General features: G+C 72.0%; 22 protein-coding genes. 8 read left to right on the top strand and 14 right to left on the bottom strand.

The features are described from left to right. Positions 1-12 precede the first annotated feature (12 nt). Genes JOF44_RS12970 through JOF44_RS12940 form a run of 7 tightly spaced genes read right to left on the bottom strand, consistent with a single transcriptional unit; the run spans position 13 to position 8,505 of the window. A complete protein-coding gene (locus JOF44_RS12970) occupies positions 13-903 on the bottom strand; it encodes an HpcH/HpaI aldolase/citrate lyase family protein (RefSeq protein ID WP_209892042.1) in 891 nt (296 codons plus the stop codon). Continuing rightward, a complete protein-coding gene (locus tag JOF44_RS12965; protein WP_209892040.1) occupies positions 900-1,394 on the bottom strand; it encodes a MaoC family dehydratase in 495 nt (164 codons plus the stop codon). Before JOF44_RS12965 ends, JOF44_RS12970 begins: the two co-directional genes overlap by 4 nt. After that, positions 1,384-3,429 (bottom strand): acetyl/propionyl/methylcrotonyl-CoA carboxylase subunit alpha, encoded by a 2,046-nt coding sequence (locus tag JOF44_RS12960; RefSeq protein WP_209892037.1) that lies wholly within the window; start codon positions 3,427-3,429, stop codon positions 1,384-1,386. The genes JOF44_RS12965 and JOF44_RS12960 overlap by 11 nt, the downstream gene beginning before the upstream one ends. An 8-nt stretch (positions 3,430-3,437) precedes the next feature. Beyond that, on the bottom strand, positions 3,438-5,036 hold the full coding sequence (locus JOF44_RS12955) for a carboxyl transferase domain-containing protein (RefSeq protein WP_209892035.1): 1,599 nt from the start codon (positions 5,034-5,036) through the stop codon (positions 3,438-3,440). 3 nt (positions 5,037-5,039) lie between these two features. Beyond that, on the bottom strand, positions 5,040-6,362 hold the full coding sequence (locus JOF44_RS12950; protein WP_209892032.1) for a dihydrolipoamide acetyltransferase family protein: 1,323 nt from the start codon (positions 6,360-6,362) through the stop codon (positions 5,040-5,042). Continuing rightward, a complete protein-coding gene (locus JOF44_RS12945) occupies positions 6,362-7,357 on the bottom strand; it encodes an alpha-ketoacid dehydrogenase subunit beta (protein WP_245348940.1) in 996 nt (331 codons plus the stop codon). Before JOF44_RS12945 ends, JOF44_RS12950 begins: the two co-directional genes overlap by 1 nt. Further along, complete coding sequence (locus JOF44_RS12940) at positions 7,354-8,505, bottom strand: thiamine pyrophosphate-dependent enzyme (RefSeq protein ID WP_209892029.1); 1,152 nt, start codon at positions 8,503-8,505, stop codon at positions 7,354-7,356. The genes JOF44_RS12945 and JOF44_RS12940 overlap by 4 nt, the downstream gene beginning before the upstream one ends. Before the next feature lie 179 nt (positions 8,506-8,684). Here JOF44_RS12940 and JOF44_RS12935 point away from each other — a divergent pair, with 179 nt between their 5' ends. Continuing rightward, positions 8,685-9,155 (top strand): Lrp/AsnC family transcriptional regulator, encoded by a 471-nt coding sequence (locus JOF44_RS12935; protein ID WP_209892024.1) that lies wholly within the window; start codon positions 8,685-8,687, stop codon positions 9,153-9,155. Between the two features lie 30 nt (positions 9,156-9,185). Here the strand turns inward: JOF44_RS12935 and JOF44_RS12930 are convergent, their stop codons facing one another. Together JOF44_RS12930 and JOF44_RS12925 are read right to left on the bottom strand one after the other, a co-directional pair. Beyond that, positions 9,186-10,193: a Gfo/Idh/MocA family protein gene (locus JOF44_RS12930; RefSeq protein ID WP_209892021.1), complete on the bottom strand. Its 1,008-nt coding sequence runs from the start codon at positions 10,191-10,193 to the stop codon at positions 9,186-9,188. Continuing rightward, the gene (locus JOF44_RS12925) at positions 10,187-11,179 is read right to left on the bottom strand and encodes a Gfo/Idh/MocA family protein (protein ID WP_209892018.1); all 993 of its coding nucleotides are present in this window, start codon (positions 11,177-11,179) and stop codon (positions 10,187-10,189) included. The genes JOF44_RS12930 and JOF44_RS12925 overlap by 7 nt, the downstream gene beginning before the upstream one ends. A 411-nt stretch (positions 11,180-11,590) precedes the next feature. Between JOF44_RS12925 and JOF44_RS12920 the strand changes: the two genes are divergently transcribed. After that, entirely contained in the window at positions 11,591-12,802 is a 1,212-nt protein-coding gene (locus JOF44_RS12920; protein WP_209892015.1) for a sialidase family protein, read from the top strand. An 18-nt stretch (positions 12,803-12,820) separates the two neighbouring features. On the opposite strand, the gene JOF44_RS12915 is transcribed toward JOF44_RS12920, so the two are convergent. Both JOF44_RS12915 and JOF44_RS12910 read right to left on the bottom strand, forming a co-directional pair. Further along, a complete protein-coding gene (locus tag JOF44_RS12915) occupies positions 12,821-13,585 on the bottom strand; it encodes a sulfite exporter TauE/SafE family protein (protein WP_209892012.1) in 765 nt (254 codons plus the stop codon). Further along, the gene (locus JOF44_RS12910) at positions 13,585-14,820 is read right to left on the bottom strand and encodes an MFS transporter (RefSeq protein WP_209892009.1); all 1,236 of its coding nucleotides are present in this window, start codon (positions 14,818-14,820) and stop codon (positions 13,585-13,587) included. Before JOF44_RS12910 ends, JOF44_RS12915 begins: the two co-directional genes overlap by 1 nt. A gap of 66 nt (positions 14,821-14,886) precedes the next feature. Between JOF44_RS12910 and JOF44_RS12905 the strand changes: the two genes are divergently transcribed. After that, positions 14,887-15,465 carry a sugar O-acetyltransferase gene (locus tag JOF44_RS12905; RefSeq protein ID WP_209892006.1) on the top strand — a complete coding sequence of 193 codons (579 nt, stop codon included), beginning with the start codon at positions 14,887-14,889 and terminating at the stop codon, positions 15,463-15,465. A gap of 24 nt (positions 15,466-15,489) precedes the next feature. Here JOF44_RS12905 and JOF44_RS12900 read toward each other — a convergent pair whose 3' ends face one another. Continuing rightward, the gene (locus tag JOF44_RS12900; protein WP_342591778.1) at positions 15,490-16,848 is read right to left on the bottom strand and encodes an aminotransferase class I/II-fold pyridoxal phosphate-dependent enzyme; all 1,359 of its coding nucleotides are present in this window, start codon (positions 16,846-16,848) and stop codon (positions 15,490-15,492) included. Positions 16,849-17,024: 176 nt separating this feature from the next. Here JOF44_RS12900 and pdxS point away from each other — a divergent pair, with 176 nt between their 5' ends. After that, complete coding sequence (pdxS, locus tag JOF44_RS12895) at positions 17,025-17,915, top strand: pyridoxal 5'-phosphate synthase lyase subunit PdxS (protein ID WP_209892000.1); 891 nt, start codon at positions 17,025-17,027, stop codon at positions 17,913-17,915. Positions 17,916-17,974: 59 nt separating this feature from the next. Further along, the gene (gene pdxT, locus JOF44_RS12890) at positions 17,975-18,568 is read left to right on the top strand and encodes a pyridoxal 5'-phosphate synthase glutaminase subunit PdxT (RefSeq protein ID WP_209891998.1); all 594 of its coding nucleotides are present in this window, start codon (positions 17,975-17,977) and stop codon (positions 18,566-18,568) included. Here the strand turns inward: pdxT and JOF44_RS12885 are convergent, their stop codons facing one another. Beyond that, positions 18,569-19,063 (bottom strand): flavodoxin domain-containing protein, encoded by a 495-nt coding sequence (locus JOF44_RS12885; RefSeq protein WP_209891995.1) that lies wholly within the window; start codon positions 19,061-19,063, stop codon positions 18,569-18,571. 304 nt (positions 19,064-19,367) lie between these two features. On the opposite strand from JOF44_RS12885, the gene JOF44_RS12880 reads away from it, so the two are divergent. The 3 genes from JOF44_RS12880 (at position 19,368) to JOF44_RS12870 (ending at position 22,508) form a co-directional block, all read left to right on the top strand. Then, on the top strand, positions 19,368-20,654 hold the full coding sequence (locus tag JOF44_RS12880; RefSeq protein WP_209891992.1) for an ABC transporter substrate-binding protein: 1,287 nt from the start codon (positions 19,368-19,370) through the stop codon (positions 20,652-20,654). 130 nt (positions 20,655-20,784) lie between these two features. Beyond that, on the top strand, positions 20,785-21,648 hold the full coding sequence (locus JOF44_RS12875) for a carbohydrate ABC transporter permease (protein WP_209895999.1): 864 nt from the start codon (positions 20,785-20,787) through the stop codon (positions 21,646-21,648). Continuing rightward, positions 21,645-22,508: a carbohydrate ABC transporter permease gene (locus tag JOF44_RS12870; RefSeq protein WP_209891989.1), complete on the top strand. Its 864-nt coding sequence runs from the start codon at positions 21,645-21,647 to the stop codon at positions 22,506-22,508. The genes JOF44_RS12875 and JOF44_RS12870 overlap by 4 nt, the downstream gene beginning before the upstream one ends. On the opposite strand, the gene JOF44_RS12865 is transcribed toward JOF44_RS12870, so the two are convergent. Continuing rightward, entirely contained in the window at positions 22,498-22,989 is a 492-nt protein-coding gene (locus tag JOF44_RS12865; RefSeq protein ID WP_209891986.1) for an SRPBCC family protein, read from the bottom strand. The genes JOF44_RS12870 and JOF44_RS12865 overlap by 11 nt on opposite strands. Between the last annotated feature and the right edge of the window lie 143 nt (positions 22,990-23,132).

Raw genomic sequence — 23,132 nt, 5'->3', positions numbered from 1 at the left:
CGGGGCAGGTGCTCAGTCGTCGGGCGAGGACGGAGGGGACGGCGCAGGCCGTGATCGCTTCGCCAGCAGGCGGGCGTGGCGCAGGATCGGCCCGTCGACCATGCGGCCGTCGTGCTCGAACGCCCCGGCTCCGGCGGCGTCCGCGGCGACGAGGAGCTCGCGGGCCCAGGCGGTCTGGCCGGGGGTGGGGGCGTAGGCGGCGCGGACGACGGGGACCTGGGCGGGGTGGATGCAGGCGGTGGCGGTGAAGCCGCTGGCGGCGGCGTCCTCGGCCTCGGCGCGCCAGCCCTCGGCATCGGCGAGGTCGGTGTGGATCGCGTCGATGGCGCTGCGGTCGTGGGCGCGGGCGGCCAGGAGCACCGTGGAGCGGGCGTGGCGGACGACGTCCCGGTAGCTGCCGTCGGCGTGCCGCGAGGAGGTGCCGGACAGCGAGGAGATCAGGTCCTCCCCGCCCCACATGAGCGCGACCACGGCGGGGTGGGCGGCGATCTCGGGGGCGGCGAGCACCCCGCGGGCCGTCTCGCACAGCGCCAGCACTCCTGCCCCGGGCAGCGCGGCGACGACGCGGTCGACGTCCTCGGGCCTCTCCGCCTTGGGGATCATCACGTATCGCGGGCGCAGCGGCTCGAGGGCGGCGAGGTCGGCGGCCAGCTCGGTGCTTCCGGCGGCATTGACCCGGACCACCGTGCGATCCGGGTCGAGTCCGTGGGTGCCGATCGCCGCTCGCGCCGCGGCCTTGTGCGCCGGGCCGACGCCGTCCTCGAGGTCCAGCAGGACGGCGTCGGCCCGGGCGGCGGCCTTGCCGAAGCGGTCCGGTCGGTCCCCGGGGCAGAACAGCAGCGCCGGTCCCAGCGGGAGCGTCTCCACCTCGTCGGCGTCGCCCGGAGCCTCCGGGGCGCTCATGAGGCGGGCCCCTGCGACTGATGCATCAGCGTGGTGCGCGCCGCCCGGGCGACGACGTCGCCGTGCTGGTTGCGCCCGGTGTGGGCCAGCGAGACGACGGCCTGGCCGGGGCGGGACCGCGAGGGTCTCACCGCGGTCACCTCCGTCTCGCTGTAGAGGGTGTCGCCGAGGTGCAGCGGATGCGGGAAGGTGATCTCGGAGAACCCGAGGTTCGCCACCAGGGTGCCCTGGGTGAGCTGGGCGACGGAGGCCCCGACCACGGTGGCGAGGGTGAACATCGAGTTGACCAGGCGCTGGCCGAACTCGGTGGACTCGCTGAAGGCGGCGTCGAGGTGCAGGGCCTGCGGGTTCATCGTCATGGTGGAGAACAGGACGTTGTCGGCCTCGGTGACCGTGCGGCCCGGACGGTGCGCGTAGACCGCTCCCACCTGCAGCTCGTCGGCGAACAGGCCGCGCTGCACGATCCGAGGGGGGTTCTGCTCAGTGCTCATGGGCGGGCCTCCTGGGCTCGTCGAGGGCGTGCTCGTCGGGGACGGTCTCGTCGGGGGCGTGCTCATCGGGGGCCGCGTCGTCGAGGGCGGTCCGGTCGGTGATCACCTGGGCGAGCTCCTGGCCGCGGCCCACCCGGTCCCCGATGGCCACGCGCAGGCGCACCGTCCCGGGACTCGGCGCGTGCAGGGTGTGCTCCATCTTCATCGCCTCCACCACCAGCACCGGATCCCCGGCGGCGACCTCGTCCCCCTCGGCGACCAGCACGGCCGTCACCGTCCCGGGCATCGGAGACTCCAGGGTGGGGGCCGCATCCCGCACGCCGGCGCTGCGGCGCGGGGAGTGCAGGATCAGCTCGCGGTCCTCGCCGGGCAGACCGATCCACACCGCGCGGTCGGTGCCGTGTCGGACCAGCGGCATGCGGTGGCCGTCGACGGTGACGGCCCCGGGATGCAGGGCCAGGGAGATCTCCTCCCCATCGATCCGCGCCCGGGCCGCGGCGGGCGTGCCGGTCAGCTCGACCGTCCGAGGAGCAGCACAGGGGTCGTCGGCCCCGTCGGCCCCGTCGAAGCGCACCACGAAGGGTGCCTGTCCTCCCAGCCGCCATCCCGTCGGGGCGTGCCAGAGGTCGTCGCAGCGGCTGCGCGCCACGTGATCCCAGCGCACCAGGGCCGCGACCGCCAGCGTGGCAGCGGTGACCGCGGGGCGGGCGAGCTCGTCGAGGCGGCGCTCGATGAGCCCGGTGTCGACGGTCCCGGCCACCACCTCGTCCAGCGCGAGCAGGGTTCGCAGGAAGGCGGTGTTGGTGACCACCCCGAGCACATGCGTGGCGGCCAGGGCGCGGTCCAGCGACTTCAGCGCCTGCTCCCGGCTGGGGGCGTGGGCGATCACCTTGGCCAGCATCGGGTCGTAGGTGCTGGAGACGCGCATGCCGACGGCGAGCGCGTGGTCCACCCGCACGCCCTCGGGCAGGGCGAGGTCCCGCACCGTGCCGCCGGTGGGCAGGAACCCGGCGTCGGGGTCCTCGGCGTACACGCGGGCCTCGATCGCGTGGCCGCTCGCGCGGACCTCGTCCTGGCGGATCGACAGCGGCTGCCCGTCGGCGATGCGGATCTGCTCGGCCACCAGGTCATATCCGGTGACGGCCTCGGTGACGGCATGCTCGACCTGCAGGCGGGTGTTCATCTCGAGGAAGAACGGCTGCTCGGGCGCGGTGGCGTCCACGATGAACTCGACGGTCCCGGCCCCGCGGTAGGCGACGGCGCGGGCGGCGGCGACGGCGGCCTGCCCGAACCGTTCGCGCTGCGCCGGGGTCAGCGACGGGCTGGGGGCCTCCTCGATCACCTTCTGGTGGCGCCGCTGCAGGGAGCACTCGCGCTCGCCCAGGTGGATCACGTGGCCGTGGGCATCGGCGAGGATCTGCACCTCGATGTGGCGCGGGGAGGTGATCCAGCGCTCCAGGAACAGGGTGTCGTCGCCGAAGGCGCCGGCGGCCTCGCGGCGCGCCGTGGCCAGCGCGGCCGGCAGCTCGGAAGGCTCGGCGACGCGGTGCATCCCCTTGCCGCCTCCGCCGGCCGCGGGCTTGACCAGCAGCGGGAATCCGACGTCGGCGGCTCCGGCGATCAGCGCGGCATCGTCCAGTCCGGGCGCCGCCAGGCCCGGGACCGTGGCGACCCCGCGGGCGGCGACCGCGGCGCGGGCGGAGATCTTGTCGCCCATGGTCTCGATCGCGGCGGCGTCGGGGCCGATGAACACCAGCCCCGCCCGGGCGCAGCTGCGTGCGAAGTCGGCGCGCTCGGAGAGGAAGCCGTACCCGGGGTGGATCGCCTCGGCGCCGGTCGAGATCGCGGCGGCGACGATCTGCTCCCCCTCGAGATAGGAGTCGATCCGGATCGCCGCGTCGGCGGCGGTCACGTGGGCGGCGTCGGCGTCCTCGTCGGTGTGCACGGCGATCGTGGTGAGGCCGAGGTCGGCCGCGGTGCGGAGGATCCGCATCGCGATCTCGCCGCGGCCCGCGATCAGGACGGAGCTGAGCATCTTGCGCCTCACATCCGGAAGACGCCGTGGGAGGGCTCGGCCAGCGGCGCACGGGAGACGACGTCCAGAGCCAGGCCGAGCACGGTGCGGGTCCGGGCGGGTTCGATGATGCCGTCGTCCCACAGCCGGGCGGTGGAGTAGTAGGGGCTGCCCTGCGCCTCGTACTCCTCGACGATCGGCCGGCGGAACTCGGCCTCGTCCTCGGTGCTCCAGGTGCCGCCGTCGGCCTCGATCCGATCGCGCCGGACGGTCGAGAGCACCGCGGCGGCCTGGGCGCCGCCCATCACGGAGACCCGGGCGTTCGGCCACAGCCACAGGAACCGCGGAGAGTAGGCGCGGCCGCACATCGAGTAGGTCCCGGCCCCGAAGGATCCGCCGATGACGACGGTGAGCTTGGGGACGCGGGCGCAGGCCACGGCGGTGACCATCTTCGCGCCGTCCTTGGCGATCCCGCCGCGCTCGTACTCGGCGCCGACCATGAACCCGGCGATGTTCTGCAGGAACACCAGCGGGATCTCGCGCTGGTCGCAGAGCTCGACGAAGTGGGCGCCCTTGAGCGCGGACTCGCGGAACAGGATGCCGTTGTTGGCCACGATGCCGACCTGGTGACCGTGGATCCGCGCGAACCCGGTGACCAGGGTCGATCCGTAGCTCGGCTTGAACTCGGAGAACTCTCCGGCGTCGATGATGCGGGCGATGACCTCGTGCACGTCGTAGGGGGTGGACAGATCGGCCGGGACTGCCGCACCCATCGTCGCGGGATCGACGGCCGGCTCCCGCGAGGGCTCGCGGGGCAGGACCGGCTCCGGGTTCGGCAGCGTGTCGACGATGTCGCGGAGGATCGCCAGGGCGTGCTCGTCGTCCTCGGCCAGGTGGTCGGCCACCCCGGAGACCTCGGTGTGCAGCTGCCCGCCGCCCAGCTCCTCGGCGGTGACCTCCTCCCCGGTGGCGGCCTTCACCAGCGGCGGGCCGCCGAGGAAGATGGTGCCCTGCTCGCGCACGATGACGGTCTGGTCGCTCATCGCGGGCACGTAGGCACCGCCCGCGGTGGAGGAGCCCATCACGGCGGCGATCTGGGCGATCCCGGCGGCGCTCATCCGGGCCTGGTGGTAGAAGATCCGTCCGAAGTGGTCGCGGTCGGGGAAGACCTCGTCCTGCATCGGCAGGTAGGCGCCCCCGGAGTCGACCAGGTAGAGGCAGGGCAGGCGGTTCTGCTCGGCCACCTCCTGGGCGCGCAGGTGCTTCTTGACCGTCATCGGGAAGTAGGTGCCGCCCTTGACGGTGGCGTCGTTGGCCAGGATCAGGCAGTGGCGGCCGTGGATCATCCCGATGCCGGCGATGACTCCGGCCGACGGGGCAGCGTCCTCGTACATCCCGTCGGCCGCCAGGGGCGCGAGCTCGAGGAACGCTGTGCCCTCGTCGAGCAGGTGGTCGATGCGCTCGCGCGGCAGCAGCTTGCCGCGGTCGCGGTGCTTCCGGCGGGAGGCGGCGTGACCGCCGACCGCGGTGGCGGCGAGCCGGGTGCGCAGGTCGGCCACGAGCGCGGCCATCTCCGCGGCCTGGCCGCTCTCCGCAGCGGGGTCGACCGTGCTGGTCAGAACGTCCATGGGCTACCTCGTCAGCAGGATCGCGGGATCGGACAGGACATCGGTGACGTCGGTGAGGAACGCGGAGGCCTCGGCGCCGTCGAGCACCCGGTGGTCGAAGGAGACCGTCAGCGTCACCACCTTCCGCAGCGCCACCTCGCCGTGGTGCTCCCAGGGCTGGGTGCGGATCGCGCCGACGGCCACGATCACGGACTGCCCGGGGTTGAGGATCGGGACGCCGCCGTCGACCCCGAACACGCCGACGTTGGTGACGGTCAGGGTGGAGCCGGTCAGCTCCTGGGGAGGCAGCGAGCCGTCCCGGGCCCGGCCGGCCTGCGCGGCGATCCGTTCGGTGAGGGTGGCGGCGTCCACGGCGTCGGCCTCGGGGACGGTGGCCACCAGCAGGCCGCGGTCGGTGGCGACGGCGATGCCGAGCACGACCCGTGCGAACTCCTCGATCGTCCCCGCCTCCGCGTCGAAGCGGGCATTGGCGACCGGGGTCCGCGCGGCCGCCGGCATGATCGCCCGGCAGACCGCCGCGAGGAACGACGAGGAGCGCCCGTCGCGCCCGGGGCGTCGCAGCCGCTCGAGGGTGTCGGTGACATCGATGGTCGTGTGCACCGAGGCGTGCGGCGCGGTGAAGGCGGAGTCCGCCATCGCCCGGGCGGTCTCGCGGCGCAGGCCGGTGACCGGCACGCGGGTGGAGGCGCGGGCGGCGTTCGTGCCGGTCTCGCCGTTCCCCCCGGACCCGTCGTGGGCGCAGGCGTCGACGTCGGCGCGCAGGATCCTGCCGCCGGGCCCCGAGCCCTCGACCGCGGCGAGGTCCACGCCCAGGTCACGGGCGCGACGGCGCACCGGTGGCATCGCCGAGGGCCTCTCGCGGTCCGCCTCGTCCTCGCGGCGGCCGACGAACGGGACGGTCTCGAAGGAGCGGGGCCGACGGCGGGGCCGTCCGGTGCCGGGCAGGGCGGGGCCGTACCCGACCAGCACCTGCTGGCGCTGCGGGGCGGTGGACTCCGCCGGAGGCTCCCGTGGGGGTTCCGCAGGAGGTTCTGCCGTCGGTTCCGCCGGAGGGTCGGCCGGTGATCCGTCCGCCGTCGGCGTCGGCGCCCCCACCTCCTCGAAGCCGATCAGCGGTGCCCCGACGGCGAGGGTCTCGCCCTCGGCGGCGTGCAGGGCGCTGACCCGGCCCGCGTGGGGGCTGGGCAGCTCGACGAGGGCCTTGGCGGTCTCCACCTCGGCCAGCGCCTGGTTCCGCGTGACCTCGTCGCCCACGGCGACATTCCAGGTCACGATGGTCGCCTCGGTCAGTCCTTCCCCCAGATCGGGGAGTCGGAAGTCGCTCATCAGGCGACCTCCCTCGAGCTGCGTCGGCCCAGCGTGCGGTCCACGGCGTCGAGGATCCGGTCGATGCCGGGCAGGTGGTGGTCCTCCAGCGCGGCCGGTGGATAGGGGGTGTCGTAGCCGGTCACCCGTTCCGGAGCGGCCTCCAGACGGTCGAAGCAGTCCTCGACCGCCGAGGTGATCACCTCGGAGGACAGCGAGACGTTCCCGGGCGCCTCATGGGCGACCACCAGGTGGCCGGTGCGGCGCACGCTGGCCGCGACCGTGTCCCGGTCCAGCGGGGCGAGGGTGCGCAGGTCGATGACCTCGAGATCGATGCCGTCGTCCTCCGCGGCGACCGCCGCCTCCAGCGCGGTGACCACCAGCGGCCCGTAGGCGACGAGGGTCGCGTCCGCGCCCCGCCGCAGGACGCGTGCGGAGGAGAGATCGGCCGTGACGGAGGAGTCCACCTCGCCCTTGGACCAGTAGCGGCGCTTGGGCTCCAGCACCAGCACCGGGTCGTCGCACTCGATGGCGGCACGGAGGGTGGAGTAGGCGTCCTGCGGATCGGCGACGGTGACCACCCGCAGGCCGGGGGTGTGCGCGAAGTACGCCTCGGGCGACTCCGAGTGGTGCTCGACGGCGCCGATGCCGCCCCCGTAGGGCAGCCGGATGGTCACCGGCATCTGCACGAGCCCGCCGGTGCGGTAGTGCAGACGGGAGACCTGGGCGACGATCTGGTCGAAGGCCGGGTAGACGAAGCCGTCGAACTGGATCTCCGCCACCGGGCGCATCCCGCGATAGGCCATGCCGACACAGGTGCCGAGGATCCCGGACTCGGCCAGCGGCGAGTCGATGACCCGGGCGGCGCCGAAGCGGTTCTGCAGCCCGTCGGTGATGCGGAAGACGCCGCCGAGGGTGCCGATGTCCTCGCCGATCAGCAGCACATCGGGGTCCGTCTCGAGGGTGTCGCGCAGCGCGGCGTTCAGGGCCGCGGCCATGGTCATGGTGGTGCTCATGAGGCCGGTCCCCCCGTCTGCGCCGTCTCCGTCGGCTCCGGTGCGAGCGACGCCGTGAACGCCCGGAACTGCTCCCGCTGCCGGAGCAGGCCCGGATGCTCCGTGGACAGCACGTGGTCGAAGAGGCTCTCCGGCGCCGGGACGGGCAGCGCGGTCACCGCCTCCCGCAGCGCTGCGGTGGTCTCCTCGCTGCGGCGCTCGGCCTCGGCGTGCAGCTCCTCGATCGAGGCGCCGAGCTGGTCGAGATGGCGCTCCAGGCGTCCCAGCGGGCAGCGGTGCCGCCAGGTCTCCAGCTCCTCCTCGTCGCGATAGCGGGTGGGGTCGTCGCTGGTGGTGTGCGGGCCGAGCCGGTAGGTCACGGCTTCGACGAACATCGGCCCCTTCCCGGAGCGGATGTGCCGCGCCGCGAGCAGGCTCGCCGCTCGCATCGCGAGCACGTCGTTGCCGTCCACGCGCAGGGAGGGGATGCCGAAGCCGGTGGGGCGCAGCGCGATCGGGACGGTGGCCTGGACGGCCACGGGCTCGGAGATCGCGTACTGGTTGTTCTGGCAGAAGAAGAGCACCGGCGCGTGGAAGGACGCCGCGAACACCATGGCCTCGTTGAGGTCGCCCTGGCTGAGGGCACCGTCCCCGAAGCAGGCGACGGCGATGTCGTCCTTGCCCTGCGCCTGGGTGGCCATCGCGTAGCCGACGGCGTGGTGGGCCTGCGCGGCGATGATGACCTGCGGGGTGGCCATGTGGTGGGCAAAGGGGTCCCAGCCGGACAGGGTGGTCCCGCGCCAGACGGAGAGCATCTCCTGCGCTCCCACGCCCCGGCACCAGGCCAGGCCGTTCTCCCGGTAGGAGGTGAACAGGAAGTCCGTCTCCGGCAGGGCGCGGGCCAGGCCGATCTGGGCGGCCTCCTGGCCGCGCAGCGGGGGCCAGAGCCCCAGCTCGCCCTGTCTCTGCAGGGCGACGGCCTCGTCGTCGAGCGCACGGATCACGGCCATGTCCAGGTACAGGCCTGTCAGCAGCTCCTCGTCCGCGTCGTGGAGGAAGGGGTCGAGGGTGGTGTCGGGGTGTCGGGTGCCGTCCTCGCCGAGGACGAACAGAGGCTGTGCGAGTCCATCGACCAGGTCCTGGTCGGGAGCTGACGTGGTCGTCAACATTCGGACCTCCGGGTTCCGCCGCGCCGGATGGGCGCATGGGACGTCCGCACCGGGTGGGTGCGTGGGACGTCATCGTCCCTGACCACGCTACGCCGGGGGTGCATGACGTACAACGAGAACCAGGTAATTTCAGCAGAATGCACAGTCTGCGTCGTTACGGTGCCGTAGAATCACGCAGTATGCGCACCGTGGATGACACCGACCGACGCCTCCTGCTGGCCATGACGGAGAATCCCCGCTCGACGATCGTCGCGCTCGCCGAGCGCCTCGGGCTCTCCCGCAACACCGTCCAGTCGCGCCTGGCCGCCCTGGAGGCCGGCCAGGCGCTGCAGGGCTACGACCGGCGCCTGCACGCCGCCTCCCTGGGTTACCCGCTGACCGTCTTCATGATCACCCAGGTCGACCAGCCCCGTCTGGAGCACGTCATCACCCAGCTGCGGGATATTCCCGAAGTGGTCCAGGTGCACGGCCTCAGCGGGCAGGGAGACATCCTGGTGCGCTGCGTGTGCCGCGACGCCGAGGACCTCTACCGGATCAACAAGCTGGTGCTGGCCTGCGACGGCGTGATCCGCGCCGACACCTCGCTGGCGATGGGCGAGCTGATCCCCTTCCGGCTGGCCCCGGTGCTCGAGCGCGATCTGGAGCGCTGAGCCGAACGCGTCGGAGGTCGGGGCGAGAGGTCAGAGACTCGCGAGCGTCACCGGCTGCCCCGTGCGCACCGACTCCTGGGCGGCGGCGACCACCCGCACGGTGCGCAGGCCGACGTCGCCCGAGGGCTCGACGGCCTCGCCCACCCGGACCGCGTCGAGGAAGGCGACCAGCAGCGCGGAGTCGGAGTCCGATCCGTAGGGCAGCCACTGCCCGGGCCCGCCGACGTGCTCGGCGAAGGCGTCGATCTGCATCTGCCCGCCGGTGCCGACGGCCTGCAGGCGCAGTCCGCCCCAGGTGGGGGCCTCGGCCGGCTGCGACCAGGAGCAGTCGATGGTGGCGACGAGCCCGCCCGCGTAGGTCAGGGTGACCAGCCCGCCGGTCTCCGCGCCCTCGCCGGCCCGGTCCGCCCACAGGATGCGATTGGTGGTGGCGTGAACGGCCTGGGGGGCGCCGAACATCGCGTCGAGGATCTCGGCGAGGTGCACGGTGTGGTCCACCAGGGAACCGCCGCCGGCGAGCTCGACGTCGGTGAACCAGGCACGGGTGTCGGGCAGCTTTCCGTTGTTGGTGCCGGTCAGACCGATGACCTCGCCGAGTGTGCCGTCGGCGACGGCGGCGCGCAGGCTCTGCACGGCCGGGGCGAAGTGGACCGGGAAGGCGGTCATCAGCACCACGCCGGCCTCGCGGCAGGCGGCGACCATGGCCTCCGCGTCGGCGACGGAGGTGGCCAGCGGCTTCTCGCACAGCACGTGCACGCCGCGGCGGGCGGCCTCGAGCACGAGGTCCTTGTGGTGGGCGTTGGCGCTGGTGACGACGATGGCGTCGGGCCCGTCGGACCAGGCCTCCCAGGCCTCCCGGTAGGAGCCGACGACGCGCTCGGCGGGCACGTCCCCGTACCCGTCGGGGTCGGCGACCACGAGGTCGACGTCGGCACGGGGATCGAGCCGAGCGGTGTAGGCGCCGGCGTGGGTGTGCGCGCAGCTCATCAGCGCGATCCGCAGCGGTCGCAGGGGTGCGGCGGGGTTCTCGGTCAGCATGTGATGCTCTCTGAGGTACGCAGGGACTGGAGGGCGGCGCGGGAGATCTCCACGGCGTAGGCACCGTCGGCCGCGGCGACGCGGGTGGGACCACCGGAGCGCAGGGCGGCGGCGAACTCGACGATCTCCTCGGCGTACGGGCTGCGCAGACCGCTGAGGTCCGGCAGGAACCCGTCCCCGCTCGCCGGGCGCGAGGCGGCGACGTCGTCGAGGACGACGCCGGGATCGCCGGCGGAGTCGTACTGCAGGCGGCCGCCGTCCCCGGCGAGGTCGAAGGTGTAGCGGAACCGGGTGCCGGGCGGGCCCCACAGGCCGCGGCAGTGGCTGATCGCGCCGGAGGTGTGGGTGAGGACGGCGTGGGCGGTGCGCACGGTGTCGCTCGCGGCGGAGGTGGACTGCTGGGCGTAGACCCGCTGGACCGGTCCGGCCAGCCAGATCGCCTGGTCGATGTCGTGGATCATCTGGTCCATGACGATGCCGCCGGACTGCTCCTCGTCGGCGAACCAGGGCTGGGTGGGGAAGGAGCCGGTGCGTTCGAAGCGCAGGACGGCGAGGCGGCCGATGGTGCCGGCCTCGATGGCGCGCTGGGCGGCGGCATACTGCGGGAAGTACCGCACGACGTGGGCCGGGAACAGGTGCCGACCCGCGCGCTCGGCGTGCTCGACCATGGCGCGGGCGTCCTCGGTGGTCAGCGCCAGCGGCTTCTCGCACACGACGTCCATGCCGGCGTCGAGGGCCCGATGGACGATCTCGGCGTGCACGGCCGTGGGGGTGCAGACGTCCACCGCGTCGACGACGGCCAGGAGCTCCTCGAGGCTCCCGTGGACCGTGGCGCCGAAGGCCTCGGCGAACTCCTCGGCGCCGGCGAGGCTGTAGCAGTGCAGCTCGGCGCCGACCTCGATCCACCCGGGGGCGTGGGCGCGGGAGATCCCGCCGGTGCCGATGATGCCGATGCGCAGAGGCCGTGCGGGGTCCTCAGGGGCCATGTCACTCTCCGTCGCTGGAGCCGTCAAGATCCGCCCCGATCGTATCCGGATGGGGACCGGGTCCGTAGCCCGTTCCATCCCATCGGCCCGTCGGCGGCCCCAGGACCCACCTCAGAGGCCCACCCCGCCCAGCTCCGGAGCCCCACCAAGCCGAGTTCTACGTTCTCGTTCCCACTGTCGATCTTGGCAACGACACCGCAGAACTCGGCGGCGGGCAGTGGGGGCGGCGGGCAGTGGGGTCAGACCGGCGTCGTTGCACTAGGGTCGACGAACAGGCGCCCGCGGCTCTCTCCCCTCCCGGACCGCGCGGGCGAAGGAGTCGCCGCTGACCCTGCCCGGCTCGAGGTCATGACCCGCACCGATCGCACGAGCGAGACCGCACCACTCCCACGAGGAAGTGACGGAGCAATCATGAAACGACGCACCCTGACCACCGCTCTGACCGCAGCCCTGACCGGCACCGCCGCCACCGGCGCGGCCGGTCCGGCCCTCGCCGACGGTGGGCACTCCGTCGGTCCCCGCACCACCGGTGGGCCCGGGCCTCACCAGAGCCCCGCGGACCGACCCCCGCAACTGCTGCTGGAGGGGACCGGCCTCTATCCCCGGGTGGTGCGCCTCGCCCATCAGGGCACGGCGAACGACCGCCTGCTGGCCTCCGTCGTCTCCTTCGACGGCCCCTCCGGCTATGGCGGGATCTGGGAGTCCACGGACGGCGGTGCCACCTTCGCGCAGGTCGGCACGGTCTCCGACGAGGCGACCGGGACCGGGGAGGGTCTGTGCTGCGCGACGTTGTACGAGCTGCCCCGGGCGGTGGACGACCTCCCCGAGGGCACCCTGCTGTGGAGCGCGTCGGTCGGCCAGGACATCGCAGATCGGCGGATGTCGATCCGCATCTGGGCGAGCACGGACGTCGGCCGGACCTGGGAGCGGATCGCGATCACCGCGGTCGCCGCGAACGAGGGCGGCCTGTGGGAGCCGGAGTTCGCCGTCGCCGATGACGGCGAGCTCGTGCTCTGGTACTGCGATGAGACCGATGGGGACGACCATTCCCAGAAGATCGTCCAACAGACCTCGGCCGACGGCCTGACCTGGACCGATCCGACGCCGGTCATCGAGCTGGAGGACCCGACGGCCCGGCCGGGCATGCCCAACGTCCGCCGCCTGCGCAGCGGGCACTGGGCCATGAGCTACGAGATCTGCGGACCGCAGGACCTGTGCCGCACCTATGTGCGCATCTCGCGCGACCCCCGCACGTGGGGCCCCGTCACCGCACGGGACCCGCTGATCCGCGCGGCCGACGGCACCGAGCCGCGCCACACCCCGACCCTGACCGTCGACGAGGACGGCTCCGTGCTCCTGGGCTCCCAGATGCACTACCTGCCGGACGGGAGGCTGTCCGCGCTCAACGGCGAGGTCGTGCTGCGCACCCAGAACCGTGCGCTGCACGGGAACATCCGCTGGGTGGTCGAGCCCGCCCCGGTGCCGGTCGAGGACCCCTGGAACAACTACTGCCCCAACTACTCCCCGACCTTCGTCCGCACCGCTACCGGGCACCTGCTGGAGATCACCACTGCCCCCACCGAGGAGGGCGTCTGCAACCCCTGGTACGGCTCCCTCACCTGACCGGAGCGCCCGAGACGTTCACGGCGCCGGGGCGCCGAGGACCTGACCGAGACCGCGCAGGAGGGTCGCCGTCGCCCCCAGCACGACGACCACCACGGCCACCCGGCGGGCCGTCCTCGCCGAGACCCGGCGGGCGACGGCCCCGCCGAGCAGAACGCCCAGCGGCACGGAGCCGATGGCGGCGAGGATCAACGGCCACGGCGGAGGCTGCCCCTCGCCGACCGCCCCTACCAGCAGCTTCGTCGCCACCGACGTCAGCCCCATGGTCAGGAAGATCGGCTGCAGGGTGGCGGCGAACGCCTTCTGCTCCCACCGGGTCACCTGCGCGTAGGCCAGCATCGCGGCGGCGGCCACGCCGACGGCGGTGTTCAGGAAACCGCCCAGCAGCCCGGCGACCAGCCCGGCGGGCAGGGGCGGGACCTCCGTCAGCCGGTGCAGCAGCGGGGTGGCCGCCAGGGAGAGCAGCAGGACCGCGCCGATGATGACCTCGAGCCATCCGGATCCGACCGCGTACACCAGCAGGGCGGCCGGCACCGATCCCAGGACGATGGCGGGCGCGATCCGGGCGTAGCGACCCCAGTCGATGTCGGCCCGGACGGCGACGGTGAGGAACAGCGCCGACACGACGGTGGTCATGTTCGTCAGCAGGATCCCCGCCACGGGGCCGATCGCCAGCACCAGCGTCGGCGAGAGCACCAGGCCGGTGCCCATGCCGCTGGTGCGCTGGAGGGTGACGCCGAGCAGCACCGCGCCGACGACCACCGCGAGAGCGAGCAGCTCCATCACCCCCTCCCCGTCTCCAGGGACCGGGTGCGCCGCAGCAGCAGCGCCAGCACCACGACGATCGCGGTCAGCGTCAGGGTGAGCGCGAGGACCCCGGGCCACCTGCCGGCGGACCAGACCAGGCCGGCGAGACTGCCGAACACCGAGGACCCCAGGTAGTAGGCGAACAGGTACAGCGAGGCGGCCGGTCCGGGGGCGAGGCCCGCGGCGTGGGCGCGCACCGGCACCCAGCCGCTGGCGACCCCGTGGACGGCGAAGAACCCGCCGGTCATCACGGCCACCCCGATGACGAGGACGGCCAGCTGCTCGGGGATCGTCAGCAGCAGCCCCACGGCCAGCACGCCGCTGGCGACCGGCACCACCAGGCGGCGCGAGTGCACGTCCGCGAGTCGGCCGGCGAGGATCGAGCCGACCGTCCCGACGGGGTAGACCAGGAACACCAGCCCGGCGGCGCCGAGGCCGAGCGCGAAGGGCTCGGAGACCAGGCGGAAGCTCAGGGCGTTGTAGGCGGCGACGAAGGCACCCATGGAGCAGCCGCCGATCGCATACAGCGCCAGCAGCGCGGGATCCCGCAGCGCACCGGCCATCATCCGGGCGAGCCGACGGGGCCGGGCGGGGACGGGCACGAAGTTCCGGGAGGCCGGCAGCAGCAGACGGACGGCGAGGGCGCAGATCAGACCCACCAGGGCGATGGCACCGAGGGCCCAGTGCCAGCCCAGACTTCCCCCGATCCCGGCCGTGACCAGGCGGCCGGTCATCCCACCGAGGGCGGTGCCGCCGATGTAGAGGCCGGCCGCACGTGCGGTGACCCGGGTGTGGATCTCCTCGCGCAGATACGCGGTCGCGACGGCCGGCAGCCCCGCCAGGGCGATGCCCTGCAGCAGGCGCAGCCCGAGCAGCACCTCCCAGCTCGGGGCGAGGGCGCAGGCGAGGCCGACCAGGGCCGAGGCGGTCAGGGACAGGTGGATCAGCCGGGTGCGCCCGTACGCCTCGGACAGCACGCCCGCCACCAGCAGGGCCGCCCCCAGGCCGATGGTCGCGACCGACAGCGACAGCGTCGCCTGGCCGGGGGTGACGTCGAAGGCGGTGGCGAGCTCCGGCAGCAGGGCCTGCGTGCTGTACAGGGTCGCGAAGGTCGCGATCCCCGCGAAGAACAGCGCGAGCGTGATGCGGCGGTACTCGGGGTCGCTGGTGCGGTAGCCCTCGAACGGGCTCGGGTCCGGCGTCGTGCTCACCCCGCCAGTCTGCACCTCGCCGGCCCTCGCCTCGGGCCCTCGGCCCTGCCCGCTACCCTCGATCCCATGAGCAGCGCCCTGGATCCGGCCGATGATCGCACCCAGCGCGAGCGCATGCTCGCGGGCGACTGGTACGTCTCCGACGAGGAGCTCGGCGCGGCTCAGCGCCGGGCGATCGTTCTGGCCGACCGCTACCACCGGGCGTGGCTCGCCGACGCGCCCGAGGCCCGGGACCTGCTCGCCGAGCTGCTGGGAGGGGTCGGAGCGGAGACCGAGGTGCGCCCCCCGCTGTCGGTGGACTACGGCACGCACGTGGTGCTCGGAAAGCGCACCTTCGTGAACTACCGCCTCACAGCGGCCGACGTCGCGACGATCACCATCGGCGATGACTGCCAGATCGGCCCGAACGTCCAGCTGCTCACCCCGATCCATCCCCTGGAGCCCGGTCCCCGCCGCGACAAGCTGGAACGGGCCGAGCCGATCATCATCGGCGACAACGTGTGGCTGGGCGGGGGCGCGACGGTGCTGCCGGGCGTCACGATCGGTGAGAACTCGGTGATCGGGGCGTCGGCGGTCGTCACCCGGGATGTGCCGGCGAACGTGGTGGCGGTCGGGAATCCGGCGCGGGTGATCCGGGAGCTCTGAGTCGGAGGTCCCGGGTTCGCGACCTCAGCGGGCTTCGCGCGCTGCGGCGGCGAGATCGGCGGCGAGGGTCTCCGCCGCCTGTTCATCCAGATCGTGCACGGTCAGCCGCAGATGGTGGGACGGTTCGTCCGTCGGCCCGAGCCGGAACTCGTCGCCGGTGCGCGCCAGCCAGCCGCGGCGCATGAGGCGCTCGGCGACGCCCCGGGCCGGGGCGGGCACGCCCACCCAGAGACTCAGCCCGTCGCCCGCCCGGGCCGGAAGGCCGTGGGCGCTCAGGCGCTCGGCGAAGGCGGCGTTGCGCTCGGCGTAATGAGCACCGGCGCGCTCGATGAGGGCGAGCGCGCCGGCATCGGTCATCACCGCGTGCGTGAGCCGCTGCAGCAGGTGACTCACCCAGGTGGTGCCCGGGCTCAGGCGCATCGCCAGCCGGGCGGCGGTCTCGGGGTCGGAGGCGGTCACGGCCAGGCACATGTCGGGACCGGCGAACTTTGAGACGGAACGGATCAGCGCCCAGCGCCGATGCTCGGGGCCGATGATCGAGTGGAACGGCCGACGGGACAGGTAGGAGTAGTAGTCGTCCTGGATCACCAGCACGTAGGGGTGGTCGGCGAGGACCTCGCGCAGCTGGGCGGCCCGCTCGGCGGTGAGCGAGGCGCCGGTGGGGTTCTGGGCCCGTGGAGTGCTCACCACGGCGCGAACGCCCTGGTCCAGGGCGCGCCGGAGCCCGTCGACGGTCATGCCCTCGGCGTCCACCGGCACGGGGACGGCCCGGTAGCCGCCGAGCCGGGAGAGGTGGATGCTGGCCAGGAAGCACGGGTCCTCGAGGGCCACCGCGTCATCGCGCAGCAGGGCCTGGGCCAGCAGTCGCTCCACCGCGTCGACGGCGCCGCTGGTCAGGGTCAGGCCCATGCCGTCGACCGGGCCCGGTGCGTCGGGCGCGATCCAGTCCCGCGCCCAGCTCTCCAGGTCGCGGTCGATGACCGGTTCGCCATAGAGCACGGGGCGCCCGACGGCCGCGGCCAGCGCGGGGCGCAGGTCCGGGATCAGCGTGGGATCGGGGTTGCCGGTGCCGAGGTCGCGCAGGGAGCCGGCGGCGGCGAAGCCCTCCTGGGGGACTCGCGGATGCTGGGCGACCCGGGTGCCGGCACGGCCCTGGGAGACGACGACGCCGGAGCGGGCCAACGTGCGATAGGCGGCCACGGCGGTGTTGCGGTTGATGCCGAGCTGCTCCGCGAGCGCCCGCACGGAGGGAAGGGGGTGGCCCGGGACCAGAGCGCCGCGCTCGACGAGACCTCGCACGCTGTCGGCGATCTCCGCGGCGGTGCCGCCGCTGATCCTCGAGGCATGATCCTGCCCTGTGCAGTGCTCCGCATCCGTGCTCACGTTCGTGAGTCTATGGGGCGTGCACCAGGATGCCCTCCCGCATCGCGCACCGCCGGTCCCGTGCTCCAACCGTCGGCATGGGCCGTGGTATTTTTTGGCATAGGTCAATGTGGTGCAGGGAGGGCCGGCGCATCGGACGCGCTCGGCCCGCGCCGCGCGAGCGACGGGAGAAACCCATGAGCACATCCACCACCGGAACCGGCACGGTCAAGCGCGGCCTCGCGGAGATGCTGAAGGGCGGCGTCATCATGGACGTCGTCACCGCCGAGCAGGCACGGATCGCCGAGGACGCGGGCGCGGTCGCCGTCATGGCGCTGGAGCGCGTCCCCGCGGACATCCGCTCCCAGGGCGGTGTGGCCCGCATGAGCGATCCCGACCTCATCGACGCGATCACGGCCGAGGTGTCGATCCCGGTCATGGCCAAGGCCCGGATCGGCCACTTCGTCGAGGCGCAGGTGCTGCAGCAGCTCGGCGTGGACTACGTCGACGAATCCGAGGTGCTCTCCCCCGCCGACTACGTGAACCACATCGACAAGCACGCCTTCACCGTGCCCTTCGTCTGCGGCGCGACGAATCTCGGCGAGGCCCTGCGTCGGATCACCGAGGGCGCCGCGATGATCCGCTCCAAGGGTGAAGCCGGCACCGGCGACGTCTCCGAGGCCACCAAGCACATCCGCACCATCACGGCGGAGATCCGGGCTCTGGCGGCCAAGAGCGAGGACGAGCTCTATGTCGCGGCCAAGGAGCTGCAGGCGCCGTACTCCCTGGTCAAGGAGATCGCCGAGACCGGTTCGCTGCCGGTGGTGCTGTTCACCGCGGGCGGGGTGGCCACACCGTCGGACGCCGCCATGATGATGCAGCTGGGGGCCGACGGGGTCTTCGTCGGCTCCGGAATCTTCAAGTCCGGCAACCCCGCCGAGCGGGCCGCCGCCATCGTCAGGGCCACCACCTTCCACGACGACCCCTCCGTGATCGCCGGGGTCTCGCGCGGGCTCGGCGAGGCGATGGTCGGGATCAACGTCGCCGACGTCGCCGCCCCGCACCGCCTGTCCGAGCGCGGGTGGTGAATCCCGGCGGAGCGAGCGCGGGGCCGGGCACGGGCACGGGCACGGGCAGGGGCACGGGCATGGGCTCGCACTTGCGGATCGGGATCCTCGCCCTCCAGGGCGGCGTGCGGGAGCATGCGCGGATGCTCGAGGGTCTCGAGGCCGAGGTCGTGCTGGTACGGCGCCCCGAGGACCTGGCGACGATCGATGGCCTGGTGCTGCCCGGGGGCGAATCCAGCGTGATCGATCGACTGACCAGGACGTTCGGTCTCCGCGAACCGTTGCGTGCGGCGATCGTGAATGGTCTGCCGGTGTATGGGACCTGCGCCGGGATGATCCTGCTGGCGGATCGAGTGGACGACGCGATCGCGGGTCAGCAGACGCTCGGGGGCCTCGACGTGACCGTCCGACGCAATGCCTTCGGCCGCCAGAACGAGTCCTTCGAGACGGACCTCGCGGTGCCCGCGCTCGGATCGCGCCCCGTCGCGGCGACCTTCATCCGCGCCCCGGAGGTGACCGAGGTCGGGCCGACGGTGGAGGTGCTCGCCGGCCTCGACGACGGCCGGATCGTCGCCGTCGAGCAGGGGAACCTGCTGGCCACGTCCTTCCATCCGGAGGTCTCCGGGGAGGATCGCTTCCACCGTCGGCTGCTGGAGCGCGCCGTCGGCCGCTGATCAGCGACGCAGCAGCGGCGCGATCTCCCGGGCCCAGGCCGCGACCGCCGGCAGGTCCCGGAAGTCGCCGGTGGGAGTGCGCATCGTCTTCAGCAGCAGCTGCTCATGGACCGGGATCCGGTCCATGAGCACCCAGCCGGGGAAGTTCTTCACCGCGACGGGCTCGATGCCGGTGCTCTCGAGAAAGGTGTCGGTCGCCTTCTGTCGGCCGCCCCGGGCGGGATCGGCGGCCGAGCCGGAGCAGGAGAACAGCGCCAGAGGCAGCTCGTCGAGTCGCGCACTGTACCTGTTGACCCAGCGCACGAACGATTTCTCGAACGACTCGACGCGCACGGCGGACCCGATGATCGCCGCCTCGTGGCCACCCGGATCCGGGTCCTCGGCGATATCGGCGAGCACGGGACTCAGCCCTTCCTGGCGCAGGGTCTCTTCGAGGGTCTCGGCCACGGTGCGGGTGGCGCCGGAGTGGGTCGCGTAGGCGACGAGCACGGTCATGTGCGACATCCTTGCAGACGCGCTGGGTCCGCTTCCGGGACCCTGGTCACGGCGCAGCCCTCCCCGCGCCGCCCGCAGAGCCGGCGAAGGAGCCCGGGAGGAGGCCGGAGAACACCGCACGCCGCGCACCGCACGCAGATCGTTGTCAACGCGTGACTGAAGATTCTTCGAAAGCGCCGGAGACTTGAGGTGACCACCGGTAGGTTCCGGGGACGAGGCGCCGCGCGCCCGTCGGCACGGCGACGACGCACCCGACGACAGACGACCGCGACCTCGCACATCCGATCATTCGAAGGAGAAGATCATGCGACGCAGATATTTCCTCACTCTCGCAGGCAGCGGTATCGCCGCGGCCGGTCTGGCGGCATGCGGCAGCGATTCCGGATCAGGTGGTGGCGACGGTTCGGCCGGCGGTGAGGTCGAGGTCTTCACCTGGTGGGCCCAGGGATCGGAGAAGGCCGGTCTGGACGCGCTCGTCGCGCAGTTCAAGAAGGACTACCCGGACTACACGTTCGTCAACGGATCGGTCGCCGGCGGGGCGGGCAGTGCGGCGAAGGACATGCTGCAATCCCGCCTGCAGGCGGGGGATCCGCCGGACACCTTCCAGGCGCACGCGGGCGAGGAGCTCTCCGACTACATCGCCGCCGCGCAGATCGAGGACGTCTCCGACCTGTACGAGGAGTACGGCCTCACCGACGTCTTCCCCGAGGACCTGCTGGCGCTGCTCACGGTCGAGGACAAGATCTACTCCGTCCCCTCGAACATCCACCGATCCAATGTCGTCTGGACCAACATCGCTCTGCTGGAGGCCGCCGGCATCGACCCGACCGCGGTTCCGGCCGACGTCGACGCCTTCATCGCCGATGTCCAGAAGGCGGCGGACTCCGGTGTCACCGGACTCTCGATCGGCACCACCTGGACCCAGGTCAACCTGCTCGAGGCGATCCTCATGGCCGATCTCGGATCCGAGGCGTACAACGGGCTGTGGACCGGCGACACCGACTGGACGACGCCCGAGATCACCACCGCACTGGAGCAGTTCAAGACCCTCATCTCGCTGACCAACGGTGACCGGGACGGCCTGGACTGGACCGATGCCACCCAGATGCAGATCGACGGCACCGCCGCCTACAACGTGATGGGCGATTGGGCCGTGGCGTCCTTCCAGCAGGCCGACTGGACCGGTGGAGAGGACTTCGGGTTCTACCCGCTCAGCGGTGGCGAGGCGATCTTCGGGTTCCTGGCGGATTCGTTCACGCTGCCGGTCGGCGCTCCGAACCCCGACGGGGCGAAGGCCTGGCTGGACACGATCAGCTCGAAGGAGGGCCAGCTCGGCTTCTCGCTGGCGAAGGGGTCGATCCCGGCCCGCACCGACGTCGAGACCGACGAGTTCCCCGATTACCAGCAGACGGCGATCGAGTCCTACGGCCAGGACACGATCTGCCCCTCGCTCGCCCACGGCGCGGCGACTCCGGTGCGATGGCTGAACGACATCTCCGATGCGACCAGCCAGTTCACCACGGGTGCCAGTGACGTCGCCGGGTATCAGGAGCAGCTGGCCTCGATCGCGGAGAAGAACCTCTCCGCCTGAGCCGAGCTCCGCGACGGGAGCGGACCGGGCACCTCGCCCCGGGTCCGCTCCCGTCGTCGGGTCCCGGCACGGCCGGGAGAAAGGAGAGGGCGTGAAGGCATTGTTCGCGCGCTACGGCGCCCCGCTGCTCATGATCCTGCCGTCGGTCATCCTGATCGGCATCTTCGTCTACGGGCTGCTGGGGGTGAACTTCTGGACGTCGATGACGGACAACCACTCCGCCGCGCAGGCCGCCGACCAGGAGCCGATCGCCTTCGTCGGCCTGACGAACTACATCGACCTCCTGCTGACGGAGCAGTTCCGTCATTCCCTGGCGAATCTGGTGCTGTTCACCCTCGCGTTCCTGATCGGCGCCATGGTCACCGGCTTCGTGTGGGCCTGGCTGCTGGAACGGCCGATCAAGGGCGGCCGCACCTTCCAGACGATCTACCTGTTCCCGATGGCCGTCAGCTTCGTCGCTTCGGGCGTCGTGTGGCGCTGGCTGCTGAACTCCAGCCAGGGCGAGGGAGCGAGCGGCCTGAACCGGCTGTTCCAGCTGATCGGGCTGGATCTCCTGCAGAATCCCTGGTGGAACAACGTCACCTTCGGCATCCTCGCGATCGCTCTGCCCGCCATCTGGCAGCTCTCCGGATATGTGATGGCGCTGTTCCTGGCCGGGTTCCGTGGCGTCCCCGAGGAGCTGCGTGAGGCCGCACGCATGGACGGCGCCACCGAATGGCAGATCTATCGGCGGGTCATCTTCCCCCAGCTCACACCAGTGGTGATGAGCGCGATCGTGATCATCGCCCACATGTCGCTGAAGTCCTTCGACCTGATCATGTCGATCTCCGGCGCATCGAACTACCAGACCAAGGTTCCCGCGATCGACATGTTCGTGTTCAAGTCGGGCTTCGACTACGCGAACGCCGCGGCGGTCGGTGCGTTCCTGCTGATCATCATCGCCTTCCTGATCGTTCCGTACCTCATCCATCAGCACCGGGAGCGCACCCGATGAGCGCCGAGACCACGATCCGCCCCGACGCCCGTCCTCGGCACCGCTTCCCCTGGGCGGTCCTCATCCGGTACGCGCTGATCCTGTTCGGCGTGGTGGTGGTGATGATCCCCGTCTATGTCCTGGTGATCACCAGTTTCAAGGGCATCGGCGACGCCTCCCCGACGCGCGCCTGGTTCCTGCCCCAGGACTGGACCACCGAGAACTGGGTGACGGCCTGGGAGGCGCTGGCCCCGTCGATCTGGCGCAGCGTGCAGATGGTGGTCCCGGCGACGATCATCTCCGCGGTACTCGGGTGCATGAACGGATTCGTGCTGTCCCGGTGGCGGTTCCCCGGGGCCGACATCGTCTTCACGCTGATCCTGTTCGGCATGTTCCTGCCGTACCAGGCGGTGATGATCCCGCTGATGGAGATGCTGCTGACCGTCGGCGTCCCGAACGGCATCCCGTCGCTGATCCTGCTGCACGTGGTGTTCGGGATCCCGATCACGACGCTGATCTTCCGCAACTACTTCGAGTCGGTCCCCCACGAGCTGATCGAGTCGGCGAAGATCGACGGCGCCGGGATGTTCCGCACCTTCGTCAGCGTCGCGCTGCCGCTGGCGATCCCCGGCTTCGTCGTGGTGCTGATCTGGCAGTTCACCAATGCGTGGAACGACTTCCTGTTCGCCGTGTTCTTCTCGTCCCCGGCCAACGGACCGGTCACCCTGGCCCTGAACAACCTCGCCAACGGCGCCCTGTTGACGAACTACGGCATCTCGATGGCGGGCGCCGTGCTCGCCTCCCTGCCGACGCTGATCGTCTACATCATCCTCAGCAAGTACTTCCTCGCCGGATTGATGCAGGGGTCGGTCAAGGGGTGATCCGGGGCCGACCCGCTGGACAGCGCTGGGACGCCAGCAGCTCGCTGATCCGCGACAGGGTCACCGGCATACCTCCGACGGCTGCCTGACGTCTGATCTCGATCTGCCTCGCGGCGTCCTCGCCGAACCTCTGTGAGAAGACGACCTCCGCTCGGGGCCCGAACCGCGTGAACTCGGTCAGCATCGTCCCCTCCGGGGATGGGCGCATCCGGTACCCCCAGGTCACGCCCGCGTCCCCGACGGACCAGGCGAACTCCTCGCCCGGCAGTGCGGTCACGACGGTCGAGATCGTGGACCATTCACGGTCCGGCGTCCTGTTGTGACCGGTGAAGGTCGCGCCCTCGCCGCGGTCGTCGCCGTCCCACTGCACCAGATAGGTCTGCTCGCTCCACTCCCCTGTTCGCGTGACATCGCTGACCAGGCGGTACACGGTCATCGGCGAGGCGGGGACGAGGAGGGAGGATTCGAGCTCGTAGGCCATCGGATGATCGTAGTCCGCGCGGAATGCCGGTACGACGTGCCGACGACGTCCAGCTGCCGACGCGGCGAACGGCCGGCCCCGTTCGGGGACCGGCCGTTCGGACGTTCGCAGCCGGGACGAACCGGCCACGCAGCACGCGGGCC

This window comes from Brachybacterium fresconis (assembly GCF_017876515.1).
GTDB classification, from domain to species: Bacteria; Actinomycetota; Actinomycetes; order Actinomycetales; family Dermabacteraceae; genus Brachybacterium; species Brachybacterium fresconis.
This window is presented reverse-complemented; position numbering and strand designations above follow the sequence as displayed.